A 23,679-nucleotide genomic window follows, 5' to 3' on the forward strand; every position below is an offset into this window, starting at 1 on the left:
CCCCTAAGGGAACGCCTCAGCCTTCATCGGAGCCTTCATGAGCCTCACCGTCGCGGTCCAGATGGACCCGCTCGAGACCATCAGCATCAAGGGCGATTCGACCTTCGCCCTCATGCTGGAAGCGCAGGCGCGCGGGCATCGTCTGTTCGAATATCCGGCCGAAGCGCTGACCTACGAGGATGGCGGCCTGCGCGCCCGTGCCCGCCCGGTGACGGTGCAGCGTGTGGAGGGCGATCACTTCCAAGCCGGCGAAGCGGTGAGCCTCGATCTCGCCGCAGAGGTCGACGTGGTCCTGATGCGCCAGGATCCGCCGTTCGACATGGGTTATATAACCGCTGCCCACCTGCTGGAGCGGTTGGACGGAAACACGTTGGTGGTGAACGATCCCGCCAATGTCCGAAGCGCGCCCGAAAAGCTGTGGGTACTCGATTTCGCGCGCTTCATGCCGCCGACCCTGATCACCCGCAGCATGGACGAGCTGACCGCCTTTCACGCTCGGCACGGGGAGATCGTCCTGAAGCCGCTGCACGGCAATGCGGGCGCCGCGGTGTTCCGCATCGGCCGCGACGGCGCGAACCTGCGTGCGCTGGCGGAGTTGTTTTCCGAGACCTGGAAAGAGCCGTTCATTGCTCAAGCCTTCCTCCCGGCTGTCAGCGAAGGGGACAAGCGGATCATCCTTGTCGATGGTGAACCGATCGGCGCGATCAATCGGGTGCCGGGCAAGGGCGAGATCCGCTCCAACCTCGCGGCGGGGGGAACCGCGCATCAGACCGCACTGAGCGAGCGGGAGCGCGAGATTTGCGCGGCACTCGCGCCGGAGCTTCGCCGCCGCGGCCTGCTGTTCGTCGGTATCGACGTGATCGGCGGCATGCTGACCGAGATCAACGTGACATCCCCGACCGGCCTCGTCGCGCTTGACGCCTTCGAGCGCATCAACAGCGCCGCGCTGATCTGGGACGCGATCGAAGCGAAGCTTGAGCGGGGTGCCGACCGTGGGTGATTGGGTCATCCGCTTGATCGAGCAATCGGGCTATCTCGGCGTCGGGTTCCTGATGTTCCTCGAGACCGTGTTCCCGCCCATCCCTTCCGAGGTCATCATGTCGGTGGCGGGCATCGCCGCTGCCAAGGGGCAGTTGAACCTGTGGGGCGTGATCGCCGCGGGCACCACCGGCGCGATGCTCGGTAACGTCGTGTGGTACCTCTCTGCACGAGCGCTGGGCATCATCCGCCTCAAGCCGATCATCGACCGGTACGGCCGTTGGATCACGATGGACTGGGACGAAGTTCAACGCGCAGAGCGCTGGTTCCGGCACAACGGCACCTTCTTCGTCTTCCTTGGCCGCATGCTGCCAACCGTCCGCAGCCTCGTCTCCGTGCCGGCCGGGCTGCTCAAGATGCGGTTTAAGACCTTTTTCATCGCCTCGACGCTCGGGACGGCGGGCTGGACATCGGCGCTCGCCTATGGCGGTTACAAGCTCCGCGAGCACTTCGACCAAGTCGACGAATGGCTCGGCCCGATCAGCAATGCGATCCTGGTCACGCTGGTGCTCGGCTACCTTTGGCGTGTGATCCGCTACCGGGCCACCAACTGATCCGAGGCGTCCCGCGGCCGCTCAGGCCCGCGGGTGCGCGGTTCTCCAGACATCGAGCATGTGAGCGGCATCCACCGCCGTATAGATCTGCGTCGAACTAAGGCTCGCGTGGCCGAGCAGTTCCTGAAGCGAGCGGAGGTCCGCCCCGCCTGCAAGCAGGTGCGTCGCAAAGCTGTGGCGCAAGGCATGGGGCGTGATGCGATCATTGAGCCCCAGCGTACGCCGTGCCGACGCTACTGCGCGCCGCACGACGTCCCCGCTGAGTGGCCCGCCCTTGGCACCACGAAACAGCGGCTCGTCCGGTCCGAGCGGCCACGGACAAAGCGACGCATAGTTGGCGACCGCATCGGCAACGACTGGGAGGACGGCGACGAGCCGGGTCTTGCCGCGCTTGCCGGTCACCCGCAGCGTCTCGCCAAGCGGATGCGTTCGCGCCGGTAGGGACAAGGCTTCGGAAATACGCAGGCCCGAACCGTAGAGCAGTAGCAGCAGCGCCGTATCCCGGGCGGCGATCCACGGTTCACGCGCAAGCGCACCCGTTTCCTCGGCAAGCGCCAAGGCATCGGCCGGCGCGGCCGGGCGCGGCAGGGTTCGTGGGCGCTTGGGCGTCGCAATGCGAGGCAAAACGGCAGGCGCGCCCTGCTGCTCGGCGACAAAGCGGAGGAAGGCGCGCACCGCCGACATTTCCCGCGCTGCCGCCGCAGGACCCAGCCCCTCCCCGCGCCGACGAGCGAGAAAGGCGCGAAGGTCTGCCGCCTCCAGCGTGGTCAAATCTGCCGGTGTCGGCGCACCACCGTGATGGACGGCAAGGAAGTCGAGCAACCTATAGGCCGTCGCCACATAGGCCCGGGCCGTATGGACGCTTGCTCGTCGCTCGAGCCGGAGCATGCTGTCGAAGCGGACGGCCAGCGCCCGCGCGTCGGTCAGGGGTTGAGCGTCCACCGCCGCAGCATAGCGCCGAGGCTTGCACCAAGGAACAGCAGCAGTTCGGAACCATGCCGCCCGTCGAGCGGCTGCGAGCCGCGCTGGCCCAGCAGCAGTACCGCTTCCGGCAGCGCGTCGGGGAGGCGGATCAGCGCTTCGGCCCCGATCAGGTCGCAGGCTGGTCCAAACAACGGATGGCCGCGGTCCACGGTCCGCAACTGAACGAGCTCACCACCGCTCAGCCATTGGCGCAGCAGCGCCGCTTCGCAATGCTGGACACCACTTGAATCTACGCGAAAGCCCTGGCCACCGACAATCAATCCCAGCGCCACAGCATCCAGGCCGAGGATAAGCGGCCATTCCTGCACCACGACATGCAGCAGATGGTCGAAGTCGGTCGCTTCCATCGCGGCAAGCACCGCTTGGTGGATCGCGGCGACCGCGCCCGACTGGCCGCGCGCAAAGGCGAGCAGGTCTTCCCGCGCCTCTTCAGCCGCGGCTACCCGCGCCCGCAGCCGCGCCAGCGCATGATCCTCGAAGGAGAGGAGCTGTCCCATGCCCGTAAGTGTAGGGCCAGGAAGGTTAACGTCCAGTGGAAGCGGGGTCAGCCGATCTTCTGGCCGGTCGCTTCCCAGTCTTTCAGGAAAGCGGCGATGCCCTTGTCGGTCAGCGGATGATTGAACAGCGCTTTGATGACGGATGGCGGTGCGGTCATCACGTCCGCGCCGAGCTTTGCGCTTTCATGGACGTGGATGGGATTGCGAACGCTGGCGACCAGGATCTCGGTCACGAAGTCGTAATTGTCGTAGATCATGCGGATGTCCGCGATCAGATCCATGCCCGGATAACCGACATCGTCGTGGCGGCCGACGAACGGCGAGATGAAGGAGGCGCCGGCTTTGGCGGCCAGCAACGCCTGGTTGGCGGAAAAGCACAGGGTGACGTTGACCATGGTGCCGTCGCTGGTCAGCGCCTTGCAGGTCTTCAGCCCGTCCATGGTGAGCGGGACCTTGATCGTGATGTTGTCCGCGATCCGGCGCAGCACCTCGGCTTCGCGCATCATTTCGGCATGGTCTAGCGCGACCACTTCGGCGCTGACCGGACCCGGGCAGATGCGGGCAATCTCCGTCACCGTCTCGATGAAGTCGCCGCCCGATTTCTTCACTAGGCTGGGATTGGTGGTGACGCCGTCGAGGAGGCCGGTCTCCATCAGCTCACGGATGTCGGCGATGTCAGCGGTGTCGGCGAAGAACTTCATGGTGGCTTGAATCCCAGGGCTGCGGTTGCGCGTCGCTTAGCGGCAAGGCACAGATGGGTCCATGACCGAGCATGTCCTTGTTGAGCGGCGCGGCCCGCATCTTCGCCTCCTCCTTAATCGCGCCGAGCGCCGAAACGCGATCACCGTTGCGATGTATGCCGCGCTGGCGGACGCGATCACGGCCGCGCAGGACGATCCAGAGCTACGAGTCATCACGCTCGAAGGCGATGGTGTCGATTTCACCGGCGGCAACGATCTTGCCGACTTTATGAAGGAGATGCCGCAGGACGGGCAGACCGACATCCCGGTCTGGCGACTTCTTCGGGCGCTCGCCACCAACAAGCTGCCGTTGGTCGCGGCCGTCCACGGCAATGCGGTCGGGATCGGCACCACCATGTTGTTCCATTGCGACCTCGTTGTCGCGGAGGAAGGCACACGCTTCAAGATGCCGTTTACCGAGCTTGGCCTGGTGCCGGAAGCGGCCAGCTCGCTGATCCTTCCTGCGCTTGCGGGGCGGCAATTGGCCGCGAAATATCTGCTGATCGGCGAGCCGTTCGGCGTGGACGAGGCGGAGCGGTTCGGCCTTGTCACGCACCGCGCTTCTACCGGCGCGCTGGCGGAGCGACTTGAGCAGGTGGTCGGGGCGCTGCTTGCTCGTCCGGCCGAAGCGCTGCGGCTAACCCAGCGGCTTCTTCGCGGTGTCGATCACAGCGCCGTACTGGAGCGAATGAACTGGGAGAACGGCCATTTCTCCGAACGCCTGACCTCCGACGAGGTTCGGGACGCCATCACGGCCTTTTTCGCTGCCCGAACCAGTCGTTAGCTGGCGACCCAGACACGCTTGGTCTTGCCGAGGTTCACCGTCGGTCCGGGAAACAGCAAAAGGCTGGTGGGCATCGAATAGGTGACCCGGAGATCGTAGTAACGAGCGCCGCTGACATCGGTCAGAAGGGTCGGTCGGTCCGCGTTGAAGGTGCCAAGCTCCGTGCCGCCAACAGCGTCAAGCATCCGGGTTCGAATGGCGTCACGATCCGGCGGCGTGCAGCCGAGGATAGTCGGGTTGGGGCACAAGGTCGCAAAGCGTGCCCCTTCACCCAACGCCTGTTGAATGCCGGCATTCGCGCGAAGGATAAACGCGAGCTGGACGATCATCCACAGCATCACGATCAGCACAGGAAAGGCGAAGGCGAACTCGATGACGGTCGCGCCTCGATCATCGCGAAGGAGAGATCTGAACTGGTTCACAGCGTCCGCATCCCCGCCGAAGCGTTGATCTGGAAGACGTTCTGATTGCCCCAGAACTTGTGAATGAAGATGCCCTGGAAGTTGTCGACGATGGTGACGTCGATGAACCGGTTCTGCACTGGCGCCGTGCTCGGACAACTCAGGGCGTCGAGAGCGTCGGGATTGGTGTTGGTCTGCTGGCCTCCCAATGCGCCCGAGGGGGTCCGGCAGGTGCGCTTGTAAGTGACGGTCACGTTTGCGGCCGTGATCGGCGTCGTCTTGCAAGTTCCGTTGTCGTTCATGCCGTTGACCTGGCATACGGCCTCGGACACCAGCGTGCCTTCCACCGTATCATCGTCGGTGGTCTGCATGATCTTCTCGATGGCACGCTGCGCGCCCTGCTCAAGCGCCAACTTACGGCTGTAGGCCGTGCTGATGTCGATCACGCCCGCTGCAAGCACTGCCAGGATCGGTGCGACAAAGGCGAGTTCGGTGACTGCAGTCCCGTCGTTCGCTGCGAGGAGACGCCGAAGCCGGGTCATGCGACGAGCCTCACGACTGACACCGCACCGGCGCCGCCGCTATTGAACGCCGCGCAGGCGGGCGAGTTGGGATCGCCGATCCTGATTCCGCTGGTTCCAATGAACTCGAGCCGGCGGCCGATGAAGCTCGCACACAGCGCATCGCCGGTGCCGTTGCCGTTGATCCTCATCAGAGCGTTGGGCATGTAGACTGCGCCATTGATCACGCTGCCCGAGCCGCCGTTGATGCGGATCGTCTGCATCGGGGCACGGCGGTCCTGGAAGAAAGCGATGCCGGCATATTTGCCTTCAGTGGGCGCGCTGACGTTGTTCTGGGCCTGCGCGTTCGACGACAGGGTGCCGATGGTCGCGTTTGACGCGGTGCTCTGGTTCGTCAGGATGATGGTGCACCCGGTGCAGTTGAGCGTCCCCTGCAGGTCGACGCTGCCCCCGTTGATGAAGATCGGACCGCTAAGCCCAAGGGACGTAAGGTTGACCGTGCGGTTGGCTCCGACATCAAGCCCAGAGAAGCAGTTCACCCCGGCCGGAATGCTGGTCGTATTGCGATCAAGTGTGATGTTCTGTTCGCATCCGACCATCTCGCTCGACGATGGATTGACGTTGGCATAGCGATCCGGAAGTGCCGGCGAGTAAGGCAGATATTGCTGCACGCGCCAGTTGCGGGTCTGTTGGACACCGCCGACCGTGGCGATTGCCCGCAATTGCACGTCCGAGCTTCCGCCCGCGCTTGCTGCGTTGGTGGCAGTGGAGTTCGAGTAGCTGACACACTCGGGTGCGATCACCGAGTTGTTGCCATTGTGGGTGATCCCAGTCACCGCCGTGTTTTCCAGCGCCTGGAAGCATGCAGTCCCGCCCGACGGCACCACCGCTGCAGTGGCTCTTGCAGTGATCGTAGGCGCAGCAGACATGAAGATCGAGCTGAATGGCAACGTTTGCTGCACCGCCAAGGTCACGGTGACGCGATTTTGGATAACACCAGTGTCGGCGGGAAAGCCGACGACCGGAAATCCGGGCTTCAAGGCGACCCAGGTATTCTTGTCCTCCTCGAGGTCGTTGGTGACCGCGCGCCTGGCGGCCGCCTCGTCATCCGTCTCGCGAAAGTCGTAGACTCCCGCGATGGCTGCGGAATCGGCGGCGCGCTGGAGCTGGCGCTTCCACAGGGTCCACTGGATGGTGTCCACGGCAAGCCCTGCCGATCCGAGCAACAGCGGAGCCGCCGCCGCCGTCATGATCAGGACATTGCCACGCTCATTGCGCCGTAGCTTCTTCAGCAATCGCAGCATTGAAATGGCCCCATACAGATCTAAACCAACCAGGCATCTACGACCAACAGGGTGAGCGAATCCTTTTGAGAAACGGTTAATCGAACCCTCACCGATGCGGCCTTGAAGAATAGCTGTATCAGTCATATCATACACCTGCTTCTTGCACGGCGCCGCAGCGGCGGCCATGTTCGGTGCAAGAAGGGGATTAAAGAACGACATGGCTACTGATCCGACCATTGCGCAGACTGCCGCTCCGACCGCGACCAAGCTGAAGCTTGATCCGCCGGAAGTGCTTCAGGCCGTCGTTCCTCAAGAGGCCGCGGGCTTGGTGCCGCTCAAGGATACCGAGCGGACCGAGCTGGAGAAGAAGGTCGACGGCTTCGTCGACGAGCTGGTGGCGCTGGACGCCAACAGCCCGGAGTTCGGCAAGAAGGTCGACCAGCTGACCGCCATGGGCCGCAAGGAGATCAGCGAAGCGGCCGGCGCCTCGAACCGCTTCCTCGACCGCCCGGTCAAGGCGATCGACAGCGACACCGGAATCGGTGCCGACCTGACCCAGCTTCGCTCAACCGTGGAAGCGCTCGATCCCAAGCGAAATGGCGCGCTGACACCGACGCGCAAGCTGTTCGGGCTGATTCCGTTCGGCAAGTCGATCAAGAATTACTTTCGCCAGTATCAGAGCGCGCAGGGACACATCAGCGCGATCCTGGCGCGGCTTCAGAGCGGCAAGGACGAGCTGTTGATGGACAATGCCGCCATCGACACCGAGCGCGCCAATCTGTGGAAAACGATGCACAAGCTCGAGCAGATGATCCACATCAGCAAGGCGCTCGATGCCAAGCTGGAGGAGAAGGCCGCCGAGCTTGATGCGACCGAGCCGATGAAGGCCAAGGCGATCCGCGAGACGGCCCTCTTCTACACTCGTCAGCGGACCACGGATCTGCTGACGCAGATGGCGGTCACGGTGCAGGGCTATCTGGCGCTGGATATCGTCAAGAAGAACAATGTCGAACTGGTGAAGGGCGTCGACCGCGCCAGCACCACGACCGTGGCGGCGCTGCGGACTGCGGTGACGGTGGCGCAGGCGCTGACCAATCAGCGGCTAGTGCTGGAGCAGATCGGGGCGCTCAATTCCACCACCGCAGGCATGATCGACTCGACGGGACAGCTTCTCAAGAGCCAGTCGGCGACGATTCACGAGCAGGCGGCAAGTTCGACCATTCCGCTGGAGACGCTGCAGCGGGCGTTCCAGAACATCTATGACACCATGGACTCGATCGACAGCTTCAAGGTGAAGGCGCTCGAGAACATGAAGCAGACGGTCAATACGCTCGGTAACGAGGTCGAGAAGAGCCGCGGCTATATCGCCCGGGCCGAGGGCGCGAACCAGGGCGGCAACCGGCTGGAGGCGAGTTCGCCCTTCGCGGCGCTTGAGGTCAAGTGAGCGAGACGGACGATCGCGTGACCAAGGCCCTTGTCCGGTTCGACCGGGTGATGGCGGTTGTTGATGAGAAGCAGGGCCCGGTCGCGGCGCAGGCGCGGGCCGAGCGGCAGCGGACGATCAAGCGTTATGGCAAGGCCGGGCGCAATGCGGCGCTGGGCCTGCTGGCCATCAGCCTTGGCGCAATCGTGGTCGGTCTGGTGACCCCGATCGGGCTGTTCGGCTTCCTTGCCGCGGTGCTGCTGGCGGTCGCCATCGCCGGCCTGCTGTTCGTCTGGGGCGTGCGCGAGGAGCCGGTCACGGCGGTGCGGACCGATCTGCCGAACGGTGAGATGGTGCAGCGCTTCGGCTCCTACCTCTATCAAAGCCGCCGCGCCCTCCCCGCCCCGGCGCAGGAGGTGGTGGACCAGATCAGCGGCAACCTCGGCACGCTCAAGCAGACGCTGGAACGGACCAATCCCATGGACCCCGACGCGCAGGACGCCAGGCGCCTGATGAGCCTTCACCTGCCCGGCTTGATCGACCGCTATGCCAAGGTCCCGGCCGCTTACCGCAGCGAGACAGATGCCGAGGGCAAGACCATCGACCAGCGCCTGGTCGAAGGCCTCACCGCCACCCGCACTGCGCTTGGCGAGCTCAGCGAGCGGCTGGCCAAGCGCGACGTCGATGCGTTCAGCACCCAGGGGCGCTTCATCGAGAGCAAATACGGTCAGGCGGACTAAGACCGAAGTTCTCGAAGTTCACATAGGGCGCGGGTTCCGCGCCGCCCTTGCTGCTCTTCGGGGAACTGCCTCACACTCAACGACTTAAGGCCAGAAGAGCAGCCGCAATCCTATTGTTCAAGCCCTAGCCGCGGGCGTCGGCGACGATGGCCTCGGCGCGTTCAAACAACGCGGGATCGACCCGCGCGCCCGAAGCGGCGGCGTTTTCGTGGACCTGCTCTGGCCGCGAGGCACCGATGATGGCCGAGGCGACATTGGGCTCACGAAGCACCCAGGCCAGCGCAAACTGCGAGAGGTTAAGCCCCGATTCGTCGGCGAGCGGCCGGAGCTTCTGCACGGCTTCGAGGATGGCCGGAGTCATCAGGTTCTTGAGGAAGCCGCCCATCTCGTCGCTGGTCGCGCGGGTGCCCGCGGCGGGCGCTTCGCCGGGCTTGTACTTGCCGGTCAGCACGCCTTGGCCGAGCGGCGACCAGACGATCTGCGAGATGCCGTTGGCAGGCGACAACGGGATGACTTCGGTTTCCGGGTCGCGGTGGAGCAAGCTGTATTGCGGCTGGCTGGAAACGAACTTCTCCACCCCGGCCATGTCGATCGCCTGCCGGATGCGCTCGGCGGGCCATTCGGAGAAGCCGAGGTAGCGAACCTTGCCGCTGCGGACGACCTCGCTCAATGCTTCCATCGTCTCTTCGAGCGGGGTGTGCTCGTCGTAGCGGTGGCACTGATAGAGATCGACGTAGTCGGTGCGGAGGCGCTGAAGGGACGCATCGAGCTGCTTGTGGACCTGTTCGCGTGACAGGCCGCGGTCCTCGTCGCTCATCGGGAAGAACAGCTTGGTGGCGAGGATGTAGCTGTCGCGCGGGCGGTCGCTGAGCGCTTCGCCGAGAAAGGTTTCCGCCGCACCCCGGCCGTAGACGTTGGCGGTGTCGATGAAGTTGATGCCGGCATCGAAGGCCGCGTCGAGGCAGGCCCGCGCCTTGTCGGCTTCCACGCCGACCCCATAGGTCAACCAGGAGCCGAGCGAGATTTCGGACACGTGGAGATCGCTGTCTCCAAGGCGGCGGGTTTCCATGACTGGTCTCCGTAAGGTCAGGCGGGCTCGATCGCTTCGATGGAAAGGGTTTGCCCGTCGGCCAGCGTCACCTCGTCGCCCTCGACGCTCCCCATCATCGCGCGGACCAACGGCGCGGTAAAGGCGATGCGGTCGGTGTCGGGATCGCTTTCGTCGTGGCCGACGATGAGAATGGTGCGGGTGTCGCCATTGCGGGTGAAGGTGACGCGGGTGCCGACCGCGACTTCTTCGCCGTCGGGTGTGGGCACGAGCTGGGCGGTGGCGCGGCGGTTCAGCCAGTAGCGGGCGTCACGCTGCACCTTCTTGCGGGCTTCGTCGTCCATCGGCTCGGCGAGCTTGGCTTCGAGTTCGGCGACGCGCTCCTCGATTTGGGCGAGGCCGCGTTCGGTGACGAGGTTGGGTCCGGGCGGGATCGGCAGCTCGTACTTGGGTTCGAGATGTTCGTCGTCGCTTTCGCGGCGGAAGGCGACGCTCATGGCTGGGTCGGTCGGGTTGTCGTCATTGTGGAGGTTTAACGCGCGAGGTTCAGCCCAGTTCGGTCAGGATCTCGTCGGTGTGCTGGCCGAGCCGTGGAGGCGGAAGATCGCTGTCCATGCGCTGGCCGTCGAGGCGGAGCGGGCTGCCGAGAAGGCGCAGGCCGCCCATCTCGCGCAGCATGGCGCGGTGCGTGGCCTGCGGGTCGGCAAGCGCATTGGCGATGCTGTTGATCGGCCCGGCGGGGATGCCGGCGCGCTCGCACGCTTCGTACCAGTGAGCGGCGGGTGCGGTGCGGGTGATGGCTTCGATCTGCGTGACGAGATCGGCGCGGTGGGCGATGCGGGCGGCGTTGGTGGCGAAGCGCGGGTCGGTGGCCCAGCCGGACTGACCGAGGAGCCCTGCGAGGGCCGCGAACTGGCGGTCGTTGCCAACCGCGATGATCAGCGGCTGATCGGCGCAGGCGAAGGGTTGGTAGGGCACGAGATTGGGGTGGCTGTTGCCCTGGCGCGGCGGGCTGTCGCCGCTGACGAGATAGTTCGACGCCTGGTTGGCGAGCATGGCGAGGCCGCAGTCGAACAGCGCGCTGTCGATGGTGGCCCCCTCTCCCGTCGTGCCGCGGCGAACCAGCGCGGCGAGGATGGCGTTGGCGGTGTAGAGACCGGTGAACAGGTCCACGACCGCCACTCCGGCGCGCAAGGGGCCGCCGTTGTCGACGTCGTCGGGGAGGCCGGTGACGCTCATCAGCCCGGCCTGGCCCTGGATCATGAAGTCGTAGCCGGCCTGGGCCGCGCGGGGGCCGTCCTGGCCGAAGCCGGTGATGCTGGCGTAGACGAGGCGCGGGTTGCGGGTGCGCATGGTGGCGGCGTCGAGCCCGTATTTGGCGAGCGCGCCGACCTTGAAGTTCTCTACCACCACATCGCTGGCGTCGGCGAGGCGGCGGACCTGGTCCGCACCTTCCGGGCTGGCGAGGTCGATGGCGGCGCTGCGCTTGCCGCGGTTAGCGGCGAGGAAATAGGCGGCGGTGCGGGTGCCGTCGGGATGCTCGACCCACGGCGGACCCCAGTGGCGGGTGTCGTCCCCTTGCCCCGGCCGCTCGATCTTGATCACGTCGGCGCCAAGGTCGGCGAGGAGCTGGGTGCACCACGGCCCGGCGAGGACGCGGCTGAGGTCGAGGACGCGGATGCCTGCGAGCGGCTTGGTCATGCGCGGCGGCGCCACGGCTTGCGGTCGGCGAGCACGGCTTGCGCGGCATTGTGGCCGGGGGCGCCGGTGACCCCGCCGCCGGGATGCGCGCCTGATCCGCAGAGATAAAGGCCGGGAAGCGGCATGCGATAGTCGGCGGCACCGATCATCGGCCGGGCGCTGAACAATTGGTCGAGGCCCATCTTGCCGTGGAAGATGTCGCCGCCGACGAGGCCGAAGCGGCGCTCGAGGTCGAGGGGCGAGTGGATTTGGCGGCCGATGATGCTTTTGGCGAAGCCGGGGGCTTGGCGGTCGACGGTGGCGATCACGTGATCGGCGACCTTGTCACGCAGTTTGTCCCAGTGGAGCGGCTTCGGAAGCTCGTAGCGGAAATGCTGGCAGAACAGGCTGGCGACGTGCTTGCCCGGCGGGGCGAGCGACGGGTCGAGGGTCGAGGGGATGAGCATTTCGACGATCGGCTGTTTGGACCAGCCGTCGCGTTTGGCGTCGTCATGGGCGCGGTCCATGTAGGCGAGGCTGGGCGCGATGATGATGCCGCCGGTGAGGTGGTCGCCGGCTTCGGGCTTGGCGGTGAAGCGCGGGAGTTCGGAGAGCGCGACGTTCATGCGGAAGGTCGCGCTTTCGCACGACCAGCGCGTCATGTGGTCGTAGGTGGCGTCGGGGACGGCGCCCTTGGGAACGAGCTTGTCGAACAGCAGGCGGGGGTTGAGGCCGGCGATGATCTGCGGCGCGCGCCACGCCTTGCCGTTAGCAACGACGCCGACCGCGCGCCCCTTGTCGACGATGATTTCTTCGGCGGGGGCACCCAGGATGATGTCGACGCCGGCTTCGCGCGCGGCCTGGGCCATGGCGCGGGTGATGGCCCCCATGCCGCCGATGGCGTGGCCCCAGGCGCCGGGAACGCCCGCCGCTTCGCCGAACAGGTGGTGGAGAAGGACGTAGGCGGTGCCGGGGGTGTAGGGCGAAGCGAAGTTGCCGACCACGCCGTCGAAGCCGAACAGGGCTTTGGCGAGATCGCCCTTGAAATGGCGGTCGAGGATGTCACCGGCGGAGCGGGTGACATAGTCGTGAACGGTGCGGATCTGGTCGGTCGAGAGGCCGGCGAGGTCGCGGCCGAGGCCGAGCATGGTGGGCAGGCCGGCGAGGCCCGAGCCTGCTTCGGGCGGGGCTTTCAGAATCCATTTGCGGAGTAAGGGCACGACTGTTTCGAGCTCCGCCATGTAGCGGTCGTAGGCGGGGCCGTCTTCAGCATGGTGGCGGACGATCTCGCTGCGGGTCAGGCCGCCGCGGCCGCTGAGGAGATAGTCGCCGTTTTCGCCGGGGAGGAAGTTGTCGGTTTTCCGCAGGACGACCCTGAGGCCGTGCCTCGCGAGGTCGAGGTCGCGGATGACCTTGGGCTGGAGCAGGGACACGGTGTAGCTGGCGGCGCTGTTGCGGAAGCCGGGCAGGAATTCGTCGGTGACGGCGGCGCCGCCCACTTGTGGCAGCGCTTCGAGGAGCAGGACCTTGAGGCCCTTTTTCGCAAGGTAGAAGCTGCAGACGAGGCCGTTGTGGCCTGCGCCGATGATGATCGCGTCGTAGGTTTCGGTCACGTCAGCGCATCAGCACCAGTTCTTCGGCCATCGTCGGGTGCAGCGCGATGGTGGCGTCGAAGTCGGCCTTGGTCAGCCCGGCCTTGACCGCAATGGCGGCGGCCTGGAGCACTTCGGGCGCGTCGGGGCCGATCATGTGCACGCCGACGACCTTGTCCGAGCCTTCATCGACGACGATCTTGTAGAGCGCGCGTTCGTTGCGGCCGGCCAGCACATATTTCATCGGGCGGAAGTCGGAGGTGTAGGTGCGGATCACGCCGAGCTTGTTCTTGGCCTGGCTTTCGGTGAGGCCAACCGAGCCGATCGGCGGGTGCGAGAAGACCGCGCTCGGGATGCATTGATAGTCGACGGTGCAAGGCTTGTCGCCGAACTGGGTGTCGGCGAAGGCGTGGCCCTCGCGGATCGCGACGGGGGTGAGCTGGATGCGGTCGGTGACGTCGCCGACGGCGAAGATCGATGGCACGGTGGAGCGATACTGGTCGTCGACCACCACCGCCCCCCGCTCGGTCAGCTTGACGCCGAGTTCTTCGAGGCCGAGCCCGTCGGTGTTCGGCAAGCGGCCGATGGCGAACAGGACCTGGTCGGCGACGATGTCGTCGCAGCCCTTCATTCGGCACAGGATGGTGCCGTCGTCCTGGCGCTCGAGCGCGTCGAAGCCGGCGTTGAAGCGGAAGTCGATGCCCTTGGCGAGGCTGGTCTTCACCAGGCGATCGACGATCTGCTCGTCATAGCCGCGCAGGATCGTGTCGGAGCGGTTGACGATGGTTACGTGGGCGCCGAGCTGGTGAAACACGCCGGCGAATTCATTGGCGATGTAGCCGCCGCCCGCGATCACCACGCGCTTGGGCATGACCTCGAGGTGGAAGACCTCGTTCGAGGTGATGGCATGCTCGACCCCGGGAATGTCGGGCAGCGCCGGGCGCGCGCCGGGAGCAAGCAGGATCTTGCCGGCGGTGACGGTGCGGCCGTCGTCGAGGCGGATCGAATTGGGACCGGTCAGGACCGCGCGGTTCTTGAACAAGGTCACGTCGTGATTGGCGAGGGTCTGGCCATACAGACCTTCGAGGCGGCCGACTTCCGCCATGACGTTGTCGCGCAGCACCGGCCAGTCGAAGCGGCGTTCGGGAATGTCCCAGCCGAACATGGCGGCGTCATCGAGGTCTTCGGCGAAGTGAGCGCCGTAGACGAGCAGCTTCTTGGGCACGCAGCCGCGGATGACGCAGGTGCCGCCGACGCGATGTTCTTCGGCGACGGCGACGCGGGCGCCGTGACCGGCCGAAATGCGCGCGGCGCGGACGCCGCCCGAGCCGGCGCCGAGGACGAACAGGTCGAAGTCGAAATCGCTCACAGGCCAGCCTTTTCGATCAGCGCGCGGGTGGAGGGGTCGAAGCGCTCGCGCGTGTCGGGATCGTCGATGGCACGGGCCATGTCCTTGCCGAGCTCGACGCCGAATTGATCGAACGGGTTGATGCCGAGCAGTACGGCTTCGGCGAAGGTGCGGTGCTCGTAGAAGGCGAGCAGGGTTCCGAGCGAGGATGGGTCGAGCTCATCGAGGAGGATGGTCGTCGAAGGGCGATTGCCGGGATAGTTGCGATGGGGATCGTCAGAGGCGCGCCCGGTCATCAATGCGGCGCCCTGCGCGAAGCAGTTGAGCAGCAACTCGCGGTGGTGGGCGGGGTCCTGTTCGTCTGTACCTTGCGCCACGGCGATGAATTCGACCGGCACGAGGTGTGTGCCCTGGTGGAGGAGCTGGAATACCGCATGCTGGGCGTCGGTGCCGGTGCCGCCCCACAGGATGGCCGAGGTCGGACCGGCGGCGAGAGAGCCGTCGAGGCGGACCGACTTGCCGTTAGATTCCATGACGAGCTGCTGAAGGTAGGACGGCAGCAGGCGGAGGCGCTCGTCATAGGCGAAGACAGCGCGGGTCGAAGCGCCGAAACCTTGGGTGTAGGTGAGGTCGGCGAGCGCGGCGAGCAGCGGCAGATTGGCGCTGGCGGGGGCTTCGGCGACATGTTCGTCGACCATCGCCGCGCCGTCGAGCATCGCTTCGAAGGCGTCGGTGCCGAGCGCGAGGGCGGCGGGGAAGCCGATCGCGGACCACAAGGAATAGCGACCGCCGACGCTGGGCGCGAAGGACAGGACGCGGGTTTCGTCGATGCCGAATTCGATCGCCTTGTCGGGCGCGGCGGTGATTGCGATCAGGCGACCATAAGGGTCATCGACACCGGATTCCTGAAGCCACGCCAGTGCGGCTTCGGCGTTGCGGAGGGTTTCGGCGGTGGTGAAGGTCTTGGAGGCGATGGCGACCAAAGTGGTGGCGGGATCGAGCCGGCCGAGCGCTTCGTCAACCGCCTGCCCGTCGATGTTGGACAGGATCTCGACCCGGTAGCGCCGCTCGTTGCGGCCGAGTGCGTCGACCAGCAGCGCCGGTCCGAGCGCCGAGCCGCCGATACCGATATGGAGGATGCCGGTGATGTCGCCGAACGCGCCGGCCTCGATCGCGTCGATCAGCGCGCGCATCCGACCGCGTCGCTGGGCGGCGAGCGCGACCGCGTCGGGGGAGCCGAAGCCGCGTTCGGCCGGGTGTTCTGCGGCACGATTTTCAGTCGGGTTGACGATCTCGCCGGCGAACAGGCGGGCGAGCGCGTCGTAGTAATCCTCGGTATCGAGGCTTTCGACCGCTTCGCGGGTCAGGTGAGTCTTGGAAAGATCGAACCGGATGCCGCCCAGATCGTGGGTGAACTCCTGCGCGCGATGGGGATCGGAGGCGAACAGCTCGGCAAGGGTCGCCGAGGGAGAGGCGGGCTGAAACGGGGTCGAGGGCATGGCCCGGACATAGCGAGGGTGGTCGCGAAATCCACCCTGCCTTGGCTTGACCCGGAGCCCTGCCGAGCGCCAAGGCCATGCGGCATGAGCGACACGACCACGGACAAGGCGGAAAAGGAAGGCAGCGGCGGCCTGCTGCGCGGGATGCTGATCGTTCTGGTGGTGGCGTGGATTTTGCGCAGCCTGATCGCGGCGCCGTTCAGTATCCCCTCGGGGTCGATGCTGCCGGGGCTGTATGTCGGCGACTATCTGCTCGTGTCCAAGTGGAACTACGGCTACAGCAGGGCGAGCTTCCTGTTCGGCTTTCCGCCCATCAGCGGCCGCTTGTTCGCCACGCTGCCGGAGCGCGGCGATGTGGTGGTGTTTCGCGGGCCTGCGGGCAATGACGTCATCAAGCGGGTGATCGGGCTACCGGGCGACACGGTAGGAACAACCGGCGGGCAGGTAATGCTGAATGGGCGGCCAGTGGCGCGGCAGCCGGTGAAGCCGGTCGGCGTGCCGGTGAGCGAGAACAGCCCCTGCCGGGCGGTGGAGCCACGAATTGCTTCGGGCCAGTGCTTCTTCACCGCTTATCGCGAGACGTTGCCGGAGGGCAAAAGCTACGTTGTGCTCGACCAGATCGACAATCCGGCGGTGGACGAGTTTGCTGCCGTTCGGGTGCCGGAGGGCCACGTCTTCCTGATGGGCGACAACCGCGACGACAGCGCCGACAGCCGGATCGCGCCCGAGCTGGGCGGCATGGGTTTCATCCCGATCGAGTCGCTGGTCGGTAAGGCGCAGACGACCTTCTGGTCGACCGATGGCAGCGCGTCCTGGGTGCTGCCGTGGACGTGGTTCAGCGCGGCGCGTTGGGAGCGGATCGGGATGCGGCATTGATGGCCGATGTAAGCGCCTTTATCGCCGAACGGCTTGGTCATGCCCCGCGCGACGGCAAGCTGTTCGAGCGGGCGCTGACCCACGGCAGCGCCGGACGCGACAGCTATGAACGGCTGGAATTCCTTGGCGACCGGGTGCTGGGGCTGGTCATCGCGCGCTGGCTGTTCGAGCGCTTTCCCGATGAACCCGAAGGCAAGATGAGCCGGCGCTACAATGCGTTGGTGGCGCGGGAAACCTGTGCCGAGGTCGGGCGCGACTGGGGGGTGCCAAAGCTTGTGCGGCTCGGCAAGCAGGCGCGCGAGGATGGCGCGCAGCTGTCGGACAATGTGGTTGGCGACGTGGTCGAGGCGCTGCTTGGCGCGGTGTTCCTGGACGGCGGGCTGGAGGCTGCCGAGCGGCTGGTTCGGGCGAGCTGGGCGGGTTATCTCGACGAGCAGAAAAAGGCGCCGCAACATCCCAAGTCGCTGTTGCAGGAAGTGGCAGCGGCGCGCGGATTGAAGGCCCCTGTCTATGAGCTGTTGGGTCAGTTCGGGCGGCATCATGCGCCGACCTTCCGGGTCAAGGTGACGGTGAAGGGCGCGGGCGAAACCGAAGCCGAGGGCGCGAGCAAGCAGGAAGCGGAAACGGCGGCAGCGGCCGCCTTGCTGGAGAAGATCTGTTGACGGAGAAGTGCGGCCTGGTGGCAGTGATCGGCGCTCCCAACGCGGGGAAGTCGACGCTGGTGAATGCGCTGGTCGGGCAGAAGGTGGCGATCGTCAGTCCCAAGGCGCAGACCACGCGGGCGCGGCTGATGGGGATCGCGATCGAGGGTCAGAGCCAGATCCTGCTGGTCGATACGCCGGGCATCTTCTCGCCTAAGCGGCGGCTCGACCGGGCGATGGTCAAGGCTGCGTGGGAAGGCGCGGAGAGTGCCGACCGGCTGGTGCTGGTGGTGGATGCCGCCGCGAGCATCGGTCAGCGGGTCGAGACGGTTCTCGAGGGGATCGAGGGGCGGCCTGAGCCCAAGATCCTGATCCTGAACAAGGTCGACATCGCAAAGAAGGGCGACCTCCTGAAGCTTGCCACCGAGCTTAGCGCGCGGTTGCAGCCGGAAGAGGTCTTCATGATCTCGGCAACGAGCGGCGATGGAGTGGCGGATGTGAAGAAGCATCTGGCGGCCGCCATGCCCGAGGGACCGTGGCATTATCCCGAGGATCAGCTGAGCGACGCGACCGACCGGATGGTGGCGGCCGAGCTGACGCGCGAGCAGCTCTACCTCCAGCTACACGCTGAACTGCCTTATGCCAGCGCGGTCGAGACCGAGAAGTGGGAAGAGCGCAAGGACGGATCGGCGGTGATCCACCAGCAGATCCTGATCGAGCGTGACAGCCAAAAGGCGATCGTGCTCGGTAAGGGCGGGTCGAAGCTCAAGGCGATCGGCGCTGCGGCGCGTGAGGCGATCGGCGAGCATCTCGGGCGCAAGGTGCATCTGTTCCTGCACGTCAAGGTCAATCCGCGCTGGAGCGAGGACAAGGGCCTGTACGAGGATATCGGGCTGGACTGGTCGAACTAGGCGAGCAGTTCGTCTACCCACGCGGGCACGATGTCGGACGCACGGCCCATGCGGGTTTCGTGGAAGAAGATGCTGCCTTGGCTCGGCTCGAGGTTGAGCTCGACGCAGTGCGCGCCAACGTAGCGGGCGGTCTGGACGAAGCCGGCGGCGGGGTAGACGGCGCCAGAGGTGCCGATGGACACGAACAGGTCGCAATTGCGAACCGCCTCGTCGATGCGCTCCATGTCGTACGGCATCTCGCCGAACCAGACGATGTCAGGGCGGACGGTGCCGGTGGCCGCACAGAACTGGCAGCGAGCCCCCTGCCCCATCGGTGCGGTCCATGGCGAGCGGGCGTCGCAGGCGAGGCACCAGCCTTTCTTCAGTTCGCCGTGCATGTGGATCAGGCGCTTGGAACCCGCTCGCTCGTGAAGGTCGTCGACATTCTGGGTAACCAGGAGGAAGTCGCCGGGCCAGCGGCGCTCGAGTTCGGCTAAGGCGAGATGAGCGGCGTTCGGCTCTACCGCGGCAAGATGCGCACGTCGGGCGTTGTAGAAGGCGTGGACCAGCGCCGGGTCGCGGGCGAAGGCTTCGGGTGTTGCGACGTCCTCGACGCGATGCCCTTCCCACAAGCCATCGGCGGCACGGAAGGTCGGCACGCCGCTATCGGCCGAGATGCCCGCGCCGGTGAGGATGACGAGGCTTTCTCCGTTTCGTCGTGCGTCCGCAACCATCCGGCAACCTTTTTGTTTACACTATTGTCAGCAGCAGCTGCACAATGGATAACGACCTCATGTACCGCCACGCCATCGGCATCGATCCATCCGACATCGACCACATGGGTCATGTGAACAACAGCATTTACCTGAAGTGGGTTCAGGAAGCGGTGGTTCGCTACTGGGAAGGCGTTGCACCGGCCGAGGCGGTTGGACGGCACCTTTGGGTGGCGCTGAAGCATGAGATCGAGTTCCGGCGGCCGACGTTCCTTGAAGATGTGGTGGTCGCCGATGTGATCGCCGAGCGGGTGCAAGGCGCCAAGGCTCTGTTCACGACCGTGATCCGCCGCGGCGAGGATGTGCTTGCGGAGGTGAAGAGCACCTGGTGCTGCCTCGACGCCACGTCGCTGCGGCCGGCGCGCCTTGCCAAGGATGTCGTGAGCCGCTTCCTGCCGGCCTGATCCGGTTGCCTCAGGCGAGGCTCCTCGCCAAGGTGGCGCCATGCGCTCCACCGAACAGCCTTTACGCCTGACCCTGATCGCTCCTGGTGGAAGGATGGGCAAGGCGATCGCCGCTGCGGTCGAGGAAGATGGGAACTTTGCGCTCGATCCCGACCATGGCGATGTGATCGTGGATTTCTCGGCGCCCGAAGCGCTAGCGACATCGCTTGATCGCGCGGTGCGAGCGGCGGCCCCGATCCTCGTAGGAACGACCGGCCTCGATGATTTCGCCAGCCGCCGCATCGCCGAGGCGAGCCAGACGGTGCCTGTTCTTCGTGCCTCCAACACGTCACTCGGAGTGGCGCTGCTGGAGGAACTGGTTGAGCGAGCCGCGCAGGTGTTGGGGCATGGCTGGGACGTCGAAATACTCGAGATGCACCATCGCATGAAGCGCGATGCACCCTCTGGCACCGCGCTGAGCCTCGGGGCGGCCGCTGCTCGCGGACGCGGTGAGCCGATGCGCAAGGAGGATGTGCGAAGCGGCCGAGATCTGGAGCGGAGCGAGGGGGCGATCGGCTTTGCCAGCCTGCGTGGTGGCACCGTTGTCGGCGATCACGACGTCGTCTTCGCGGGCGCCGGGGAGCGGTTCATCCTGTCGCACCGGGCGGACAGCCGGATGATCTTTGCGCGGGGCGCGCTGACAGCAGCGCGGTTCCTGGCTGCACAGCAGCCCGGCCTTTACACGATGCGCGATGTGGTTGGGGCACTGTGAAGAAGGCACAAGCGGCCGAGCTCTTCCTGCGCTTGGCGGAGCTCAATCCGGAACCGCAGGGCGAACTCGAATGGACCAGCCCGTACACCTTATTGGTAGCGGTGGCCCTGTCGGCACAGGCGACTGATGTCAGCGTGAACATCGCGACGCGCAAGCTCTTCAAGGTCGCCGACACGCCCGCCAAGATGCTCGCACTTGGCGAGGACGCCGTGCGCGAGCACATCAAGACCATCGGCCTGTTCAACACCAAGGCCAAAAACGTGATCCTGATGGCGCAGCAGTTAGTGGAGCGGCACGGTGGGGAGGTGCCCGTCGACCGCGATGCGCTGGAGCAGCTTGCGGGTGTCGGACGCAAGACGGCAAACGTAGTGCTCAACATCGCCTTCGGCATGCCAACGATTGCGGTCGATACCCATGTCTTCCGGGTCGCTAATCGCACCGGGCTCGCGCCGGGCAAGACCCCGCTGGAGGTTGAGACCAAGCTCGCCAAGGTGACGCCGGGAGAGTTCCTGCTCCATGCGCATCACTGGCTGATCCTGCACGGACGCTACATCTGCAAGGCTCGTGCGCCGGAGTGCTGGCGCTGCCCGATCGTCGATCTTTGCCGCTATCGCGACAAGCGGCTGGTTCCGCCTAGATCCAGGACCGCTGAAAGCGTCGCCCCAGCCCGGTGAGCAGCTCATATTGGGAAATGCCGGTCAGCCGCGCCGCTTGCTCGAGATCGAAGTCGAGTTCGACCCAATCGCCTTCTTGCAGGCCGGGTGCCTGTGTCGCGTCAAGGGTGACAAGGTCCATCGAAACACGGCCAATGACAGGGAGCGGGAGATCCTCGAAACGTGCATGGCCGAGGGAGGAAAAGGCGCGCCGGTAGCCGTCAGCGTAGCCGAGGTTGATTACCGCCACGGGCATATCGTGCGCCGCGGTGAAAGTCGCGTTGTAGCCAACCGTCTGGCCTGCCGAGACATGGCGAAGCTGGATGACGCGAGCTAGCGGTGTGGTGACCTGCTGGATCTCGCCGCGAGCTTCAGTGCGCGGGATCCCGCCGTAAAGCGCGAGGCCCGGCCGGACGAGGTCAAAGGCATAGTCGCGGCCAAGATAGACGCCCGCGCTGTTGGCCAGGCTATATCGCTCGGCTTGCACTGTTTGGCGAACGCCGAGAAATCGTTCGAGCTGCTTGCCGTTGAGGAGATGCGCCTCATCTGCGCACGCCAGATGGCTGTGAAGAGTGTGGATGGCTAGGCCATCTAGACACCCGAGGTCTTGAGTGCGGAGCCCAAGGCGGTTCATGCCGGTGTCGACCATGACGTCGCAGGGTTCGCCGGCCCAGGCGCTCGTCTTCCATCTCGTCACTTGCTGAGGGGTAACCAGCACTGGCCTCACACCAGGTCTTGGCTCGTCCTCTGGTCCAATCCCGTGCAGCACAGACAGGCTGTTCGGCGGAAGGAATGCAAGCTCGGCTGCTTCCCACCAGGTTGATACGAAGAAGTCGCGGCAGCCTGCCTCAAGGAGAAGCCGTACCGCTTCTCCCGCGCCTAGCCCGTAAGCGTCGGCCTTGACGGCGGCGCCGGCAGTTGTGCCGGCACGATTGCGTAGGTTGATATAGTTGGCGACCAGCGCACTCGAACGGTGCCGCAGAGCCAGGGGAGGACGCATCGGCGCGCTCTAGCGGCGGCGTCGCTCAAGGTCGAGAGACCCGGCGCCGATCTGTGTCGATGCCGGGTCTCTACGAGATTAGCCGCGGACCGGCGCCACGGGCGGCGGGGGAGGCGGAGGCGGCGGGACCGGACACGGATCCGTCGCAAGGATGACGCTGCCGTCCGGGCAAGTCTGCGTCGGCGGCGGCGGAGGCGGAGGAGGCGCAGGCGGAGCGGCCTCAACGACCGGCACCTGGTCGACGGGACGGGCGCCAAGATTGAAGATCAGGCTTGCGAGGAGCGAGTGCGACCGGAAGCGACCATCGAGATTGTCAATCGCCGCAGGATTGGTCGCGTCCTGCAGGTTCACCTTGGTCCGGAAATAGCGATACTTCAGGCCAAGATCGATATTGTAGCTGAGCGGCATGCGCATGCCCGCGATGCCCTGCAGGGCAAATGAGCGGTCGCTGCCATTAATGGAACGTCCAGCGGCGACATTCGGCCCGGTGATGGCGTTGTCGAGCGTAACACGAGCCGCACCGATGCCGCCGCCCGCATAGACCTGAAGACCATCGTTGCTGCCGAAGTCCAGCAGCAGGTTGCCCATGGCCGAAACCACGCGCGTTCTGCCTTCGATTGCCAGCGGGCCAGTGTTGTTGAACTGAATGGCTGGTGCCACGGAGATACCGGTGGGAACTGCCCGCTTGTAGCCAAGCTCTGCCTCGGCGCGGATCAGGCCGAAATCGTAGCCTGCAATGAAGTCGACATCGAAGCCGGTCTTGTGGTCGATGATGATGCCGTTCGGCGCCGACAGTGCACGAAGCTGATAATCAAGCTTCAGCTTGTCAGGCTTGATCGCGCCGCCTTCGATGCCGACGTACGGAAGTCCGTCACGAGCAACGGCAGCCGACGGTAGAACTGCCAAGGCAGCAGCGGCGAGCAAGATTGACTTAGACGACATACGTCCCCCCTCAGAATGGCTGGCCACTTAATAAGAGAGCGATGGCGGGAGTTCCCGCTTTTGTTTCACGAACGCTCCGAAATGGCTACGCCTGTGTCTTTCCAGCCTCACCCCATAGTGGCGATGATGCCATGCGCCCGCAGAGCGGTAAGTATTTGCGCAAGCGTGCTGCGTGCTTCGCTGTCGATGGTCGTTCCGCCAGTGGCATTTGCGATCGGAGGTCGCTGAGTGCCTAGTACCTTGACGCCTTCGACCCGTACCTCGCTCGCCCGCACGATGCCGAGCGACCAAGTTCCCGACGCGAAGTGCCAGCGGCGTCCACTTGCTCGATCAAGTAGCTCCAGGCCCTCGACAGGATTGGTGAAGCGCCATCCGTTATCGGAATAGGATGCAACATGGTGTGGATGTCCGGCCCATGCGTCGACGGGATTATCGCCACAGATGTAGGTGAGGCCAGCCTCCGGCGCTGGTGGCGGAACGTTCGATGGTGCTGCGGGACAACAGCCGTGAACCAGGGCATCAAGCAAGAGCAGGGCTTCGTTGTGGGTCAGCTCCTTCTGAGCCTGCCCAGCCGAGAGAAATGGCAATCCGAGGCGTTGTGACTTGGTCATATA

The 23,679-nt window shown here is 65.4% G+C and carries 27 protein-coding genes; 11 read left to right on the top strand and 16 right to left on the bottom strand.

Annotation, left to right across the window (positions count from 1 at the left end; genetic code table 11):
* Positions 1 to 37 precede the first annotated feature (37 nt).
* Positions 38 to 1,000 (top strand): glutathione synthase, encoded by a 963-nt coding sequence (gshB, locus tag ACP69Z_RS12735; RefSeq protein WP_426267837.1) that lies wholly within the window; start codon positions 38 to 40, stop codon positions 998 to 1,000.
* The gene (locus ACP69Z_RS12740; RefSeq protein WP_426267838.1) at positions 993 to 1,592 is read left to right on the top strand and encodes a DedA family protein; all 600 of its coding nucleotides are present in this window, start codon (positions 993 to 995) and stop codon (positions 1,590 to 1,592) included. The genes gshB and ACP69Z_RS12740 overlap by 8 nt, the downstream gene beginning before the upstream one ends.
* Positions 1,593 to 1,613: 21 nt before the next feature.
* On the opposite strand, the gene ACP69Z_RS12745 is transcribed toward ACP69Z_RS12740, so the two are convergent.
* Genes ACP69Z_RS12745 through fsa form a run of 3 tightly spaced genes read right to left on the bottom strand, consistent with a single transcriptional unit; the run spans position 1,614 to position 3,774 of the window.
* Positions 1,614 to 2,480 carry a tyrosine-type recombinase/integrase gene (locus tag ACP69Z_RS12745; protein ID WP_426268111.1) on the bottom strand — a complete coding sequence of 289 codons (867 nt, stop codon included), beginning with the start codon at positions 2,478 to 2,480 and terminating at the stop codon, positions 1,614 to 1,616.
* Between the two features lie 35 nt (positions 2,481 to 2,515).
* Positions 2,516 to 3,073, bottom strand: coding sequence for a DUF484 family protein (locus ACP69Z_RS12750; protein WP_426267839.1), 558 nt, complete (start codon positions 3,071 to 3,073; stop codon positions 2,516 to 2,518).
* A 47-nt stretch (positions 3,074 to 3,120) separates the two neighbouring features.
* Entirely contained in the window at positions 3,121 to 3,774 is a 654-nt protein-coding gene (gene fsa / locus ACP69Z_RS12755; RefSeq protein WP_426267840.1) for a fructose-6-phosphate aldolase, read from the bottom strand.
* A 61-nt stretch (positions 3,775 to 3,835) separates the two neighbouring features.
* Here fsa and ACP69Z_RS12760 point away from each other — a divergent pair, with 61 nt between their 5' ends.
* Positions 3,836 to 4,597, top strand: a complete 762-nt coding sequence (locus ACP69Z_RS12760; RefSeq protein WP_426267841.1) for an enoyl-CoA hydratase-related protein — start codon at positions 3,836 to 3,838, stop codon at positions 4,595 to 4,597.
* On the opposite strand, the gene ACP69Z_RS12765 is transcribed toward ACP69Z_RS12760, so the two are convergent.
* The 3 genes from ACP69Z_RS12765 to ACP69Z_RS12775 are packed head-to-tail and all read right to left on the bottom strand — an operon-like array spanning position 4,594 to position 6,991.
* On the bottom strand, positions 4,594 to 5,019 hold the full coding sequence (locus tag ACP69Z_RS12765) for a TadE/TadG family type IV pilus assembly protein (protein WP_426267842.1): 426 nt from the start codon (positions 5,017 to 5,019) through the stop codon (positions 4,594 to 4,596). The two genes, ACP69Z_RS12760 and ACP69Z_RS12765, sit on opposite strands and share 4 nt — an antisense overlap.
* Positions 5,016 to 5,540 carry a TadE/TadG family type IV pilus assembly protein gene (locus tag ACP69Z_RS12770; protein ID WP_426267843.1) on the bottom strand — a complete coding sequence of 175 codons (525 nt, stop codon included), beginning with the start codon at positions 5,538 to 5,540 and terminating at the stop codon, positions 5,016 to 5,018. The genes ACP69Z_RS12765 and ACP69Z_RS12770 overlap by 4 nt, the downstream gene beginning before the upstream one ends.
* On the bottom strand, positions 5,537 to 6,991 hold the full coding sequence (locus ACP69Z_RS12775; protein WP_426267844.1) for a pilus assembly protein TadG-related protein: 1,455 nt from the start codon (positions 6,989 to 6,991) through the stop codon (positions 5,537 to 5,539). Before ACP69Z_RS12775 ends, ACP69Z_RS12770 begins: the two co-directional genes overlap by 4 nt.
* A gap of 31 nt (positions 6,992 to 7,022) precedes the next feature.
* Here ACP69Z_RS12775 and ACP69Z_RS12780 point away from each other — a divergent pair, with 31 nt between their 5' ends.
* Complete coding sequence (locus ACP69Z_RS12780) at positions 7,023 to 8,249, top strand: toxic anion resistance protein (RefSeq protein ID WP_426267845.1); 1,227 nt, start codon at positions 7,023 to 7,025, stop codon at positions 8,247 to 8,249.
* Positions 8,246 to 8,968, top strand: a complete 723-nt coding sequence (locus tag ACP69Z_RS12785) for a hypothetical protein (protein WP_426267846.1) — start codon at positions 8,246 to 8,248, stop codon at positions 8,966 to 8,968. Before ACP69Z_RS12780 ends, ACP69Z_RS12785 begins: the two co-directional genes overlap by 4 nt.
* 124 nt (positions 8,969 to 9,092) lie before the next feature.
* Here ACP69Z_RS12785 and ACP69Z_RS12790 read toward each other — a convergent pair whose 3' ends face one another.
* The 6 genes from ACP69Z_RS12790 to pgi are packed head-to-tail and all read right to left on the bottom strand — an operon-like array spanning position 9,093 to position 16,135.
* The gene (locus ACP69Z_RS12790; RefSeq protein WP_426267847.1) at positions 9,093 to 10,037 is read right to left on the bottom strand and encodes an aldo/keto reductase family protein; all 945 of its coding nucleotides are present in this window, start codon (positions 10,035 to 10,037) and stop codon (positions 9,093 to 9,095) included.
* Positions 10,038 to 10,054: 17 nt separating this feature from the next.
* Complete coding sequence (locus tag ACP69Z_RS12795) at positions 10,055 to 10,513, bottom strand: GreA/GreB family elongation factor (protein WP_426267848.1); 459 nt, start codon at positions 10,511 to 10,513, stop codon at positions 10,055 to 10,057.
* A gap of 49 nt (positions 10,514 to 10,562) precedes the next feature.
* Positions 10,563 to 11,717, bottom strand: a complete 1,155-nt coding sequence (locus tag ACP69Z_RS12800; protein ID WP_426267849.1) for a CaiB/BaiF CoA transferase family protein — start codon at positions 11,715 to 11,717, stop codon at positions 10,563 to 10,565.
* Positions 11,714 to 13,309, bottom strand: coding sequence for a phytoene desaturase family protein (locus tag ACP69Z_RS12805; protein WP_426267850.1), 1,596 nt, complete (start codon positions 13,307 to 13,309; stop codon positions 11,714 to 11,716). The genes ACP69Z_RS12800 and ACP69Z_RS12805 overlap by 4 nt, the downstream gene beginning before the upstream one ends.
* Before the next feature lies 1 nt (position 13,310).
* Positions 13,311 to 14,657 carry a glutathione-disulfide reductase gene (gene gorA, locus ACP69Z_RS12810; RefSeq protein ID WP_426267851.1) on the bottom strand — a complete coding sequence of 449 codons (1,347 nt, stop codon included), beginning with the start codon at positions 14,655 to 14,657 and terminating at the stop codon, positions 13,311 to 13,313.
* Entirely contained in the window at positions 14,654 to 16,135 is a 1,482-nt protein-coding gene (gene pgi, locus ACP69Z_RS12815; RefSeq protein ID WP_426267852.1) for a glucose-6-phosphate isomerase, read from the bottom strand. Before pgi ends, gorA begins: the two co-directional genes overlap by 4 nt.
* Positions 16,136 to 16,219: 84 nt before the next feature.
* On the opposite strand from pgi, the gene lepB reads away from it, so the two are divergent.
* From lepB to era, 3 genes are read left to right on the top strand one after another with little or no spacing between them, the layout of a single operon-like run.
* Complete coding sequence (gene lepB / locus ACP69Z_RS12820; RefSeq protein ID WP_426267853.1) at positions 16,220 to 17,011, top strand: signal peptidase I; 792 nt, start codon at positions 16,220 to 16,222, stop codon at positions 17,009 to 17,011.
* Entirely contained in the window at positions 17,011 to 17,673 is a 663-nt protein-coding gene (rnc, locus tag ACP69Z_RS12825; RefSeq protein WP_426267854.1) for a ribonuclease III, read from the top strand. Before lepB ends, rnc begins: the two co-directional genes overlap by 1 nt.
* Entirely contained in the window at positions 17,670 to 18,563 is an 894-nt protein-coding gene (era, locus tag ACP69Z_RS12830) for a GTPase Era (protein ID WP_426267855.1), read from the top strand. Before rnc ends, era begins: the two co-directional genes overlap by 4 nt.
* Here era and ACP69Z_RS12835 read toward each other — a convergent pair.
* Positions 18,560 to 19,276, bottom strand: coding sequence for an NAD-dependent deacylase (locus ACP69Z_RS12835; protein ID WP_426267856.1), 717 nt, complete (start codon positions 19,274 to 19,276; stop codon positions 18,560 to 18,562). The two genes, era and ACP69Z_RS12835, sit on opposite strands and share 4 nt — an antisense overlap.
* A 44-nt stretch (positions 19,277 to 19,320) precedes the next feature.
* Here ACP69Z_RS12835 and ACP69Z_RS12840 point away from each other — a divergent pair, with 44 nt between their 5' ends.
* Genes ACP69Z_RS12840 through nth form a run of 3 tightly spaced genes read left to right on the top strand, consistent with a single transcriptional unit; the run spans position 19,321 to position 21,144 of the window.
* Positions 19,321 to 19,719 carry an acyl-CoA thioesterase gene (locus ACP69Z_RS12840; protein ID WP_426267857.1) on the top strand — a complete coding sequence of 133 codons (399 nt, stop codon included), beginning with the start codon at positions 19,321 to 19,323 and terminating at the stop codon, positions 19,717 to 19,719.
* 40 nt (positions 19,720 to 19,759) lie between these two features.
* Complete coding sequence (gene dapB / locus ACP69Z_RS12845) at positions 19,760 to 20,470, top strand: 4-hydroxy-tetrahydrodipicolinate reductase (protein WP_426267858.1); 711 nt, start codon at positions 19,760 to 19,762, stop codon at positions 20,468 to 20,470.
* The gene (nth, locus tag ACP69Z_RS12850) at positions 20,467 to 21,144 is read left to right on the top strand and encodes an endonuclease III (protein WP_426267859.1); all 678 of its coding nucleotides are present in this window, start codon (positions 20,467 to 20,469) and stop codon (positions 21,142 to 21,144) included. Before dapB ends, nth begins: the two co-directional genes overlap by 4 nt.
* Here the strand turns inward: nth and ACP69Z_RS12855 are convergent.
* From ACP69Z_RS12855 to ACP69Z_RS12865, 3 genes are all read right to left on the bottom strand, one after another.
* Positions 21,104 to 22,123 (bottom strand): alanine racemase, encoded by a 1,020-nt coding sequence (locus tag ACP69Z_RS12855; protein ID WP_426267860.1) that lies wholly within the window; start codon positions 22,121 to 22,123, stop codon positions 21,104 to 21,106. The two genes, nth and ACP69Z_RS12855, sit on opposite strands and share 41 nt — an antisense overlap.
* 78 nt (positions 22,124 to 22,201) lie before the next feature.
* Positions 22,202 to 23,065, bottom strand: coding sequence for an outer membrane protein (locus tag ACP69Z_RS12860; protein WP_426267861.1), 864 nt, complete (start codon positions 23,063 to 23,065; stop codon positions 22,202 to 22,204).
* 107 nt (positions 23,066 to 23,172) lie between these two features.
* Positions 23,173 to 23,676 carry a DUF2793 domain-containing protein gene (locus ACP69Z_RS12865; RefSeq protein ID WP_426267862.1) on the bottom strand — a complete coding sequence of 168 codons (504 nt, stop codon included), beginning with the start codon at positions 23,674 to 23,676 and terminating at the stop codon, positions 23,173 to 23,175.
* Positions 23,677 to 23,679: the final 3 nt, after the last annotated feature.

The sequence above is a fragment of the Sphingomonas sp. LHG3443-2 genome, from assembly GCF_049896405.1.
In the GTDB taxonomy this organism is placed as follows: Bacteria; Pseudomonadota; Alphaproteobacteria; order Sphingomonadales; family Sphingomonadaceae; genus Sphingomicrobium.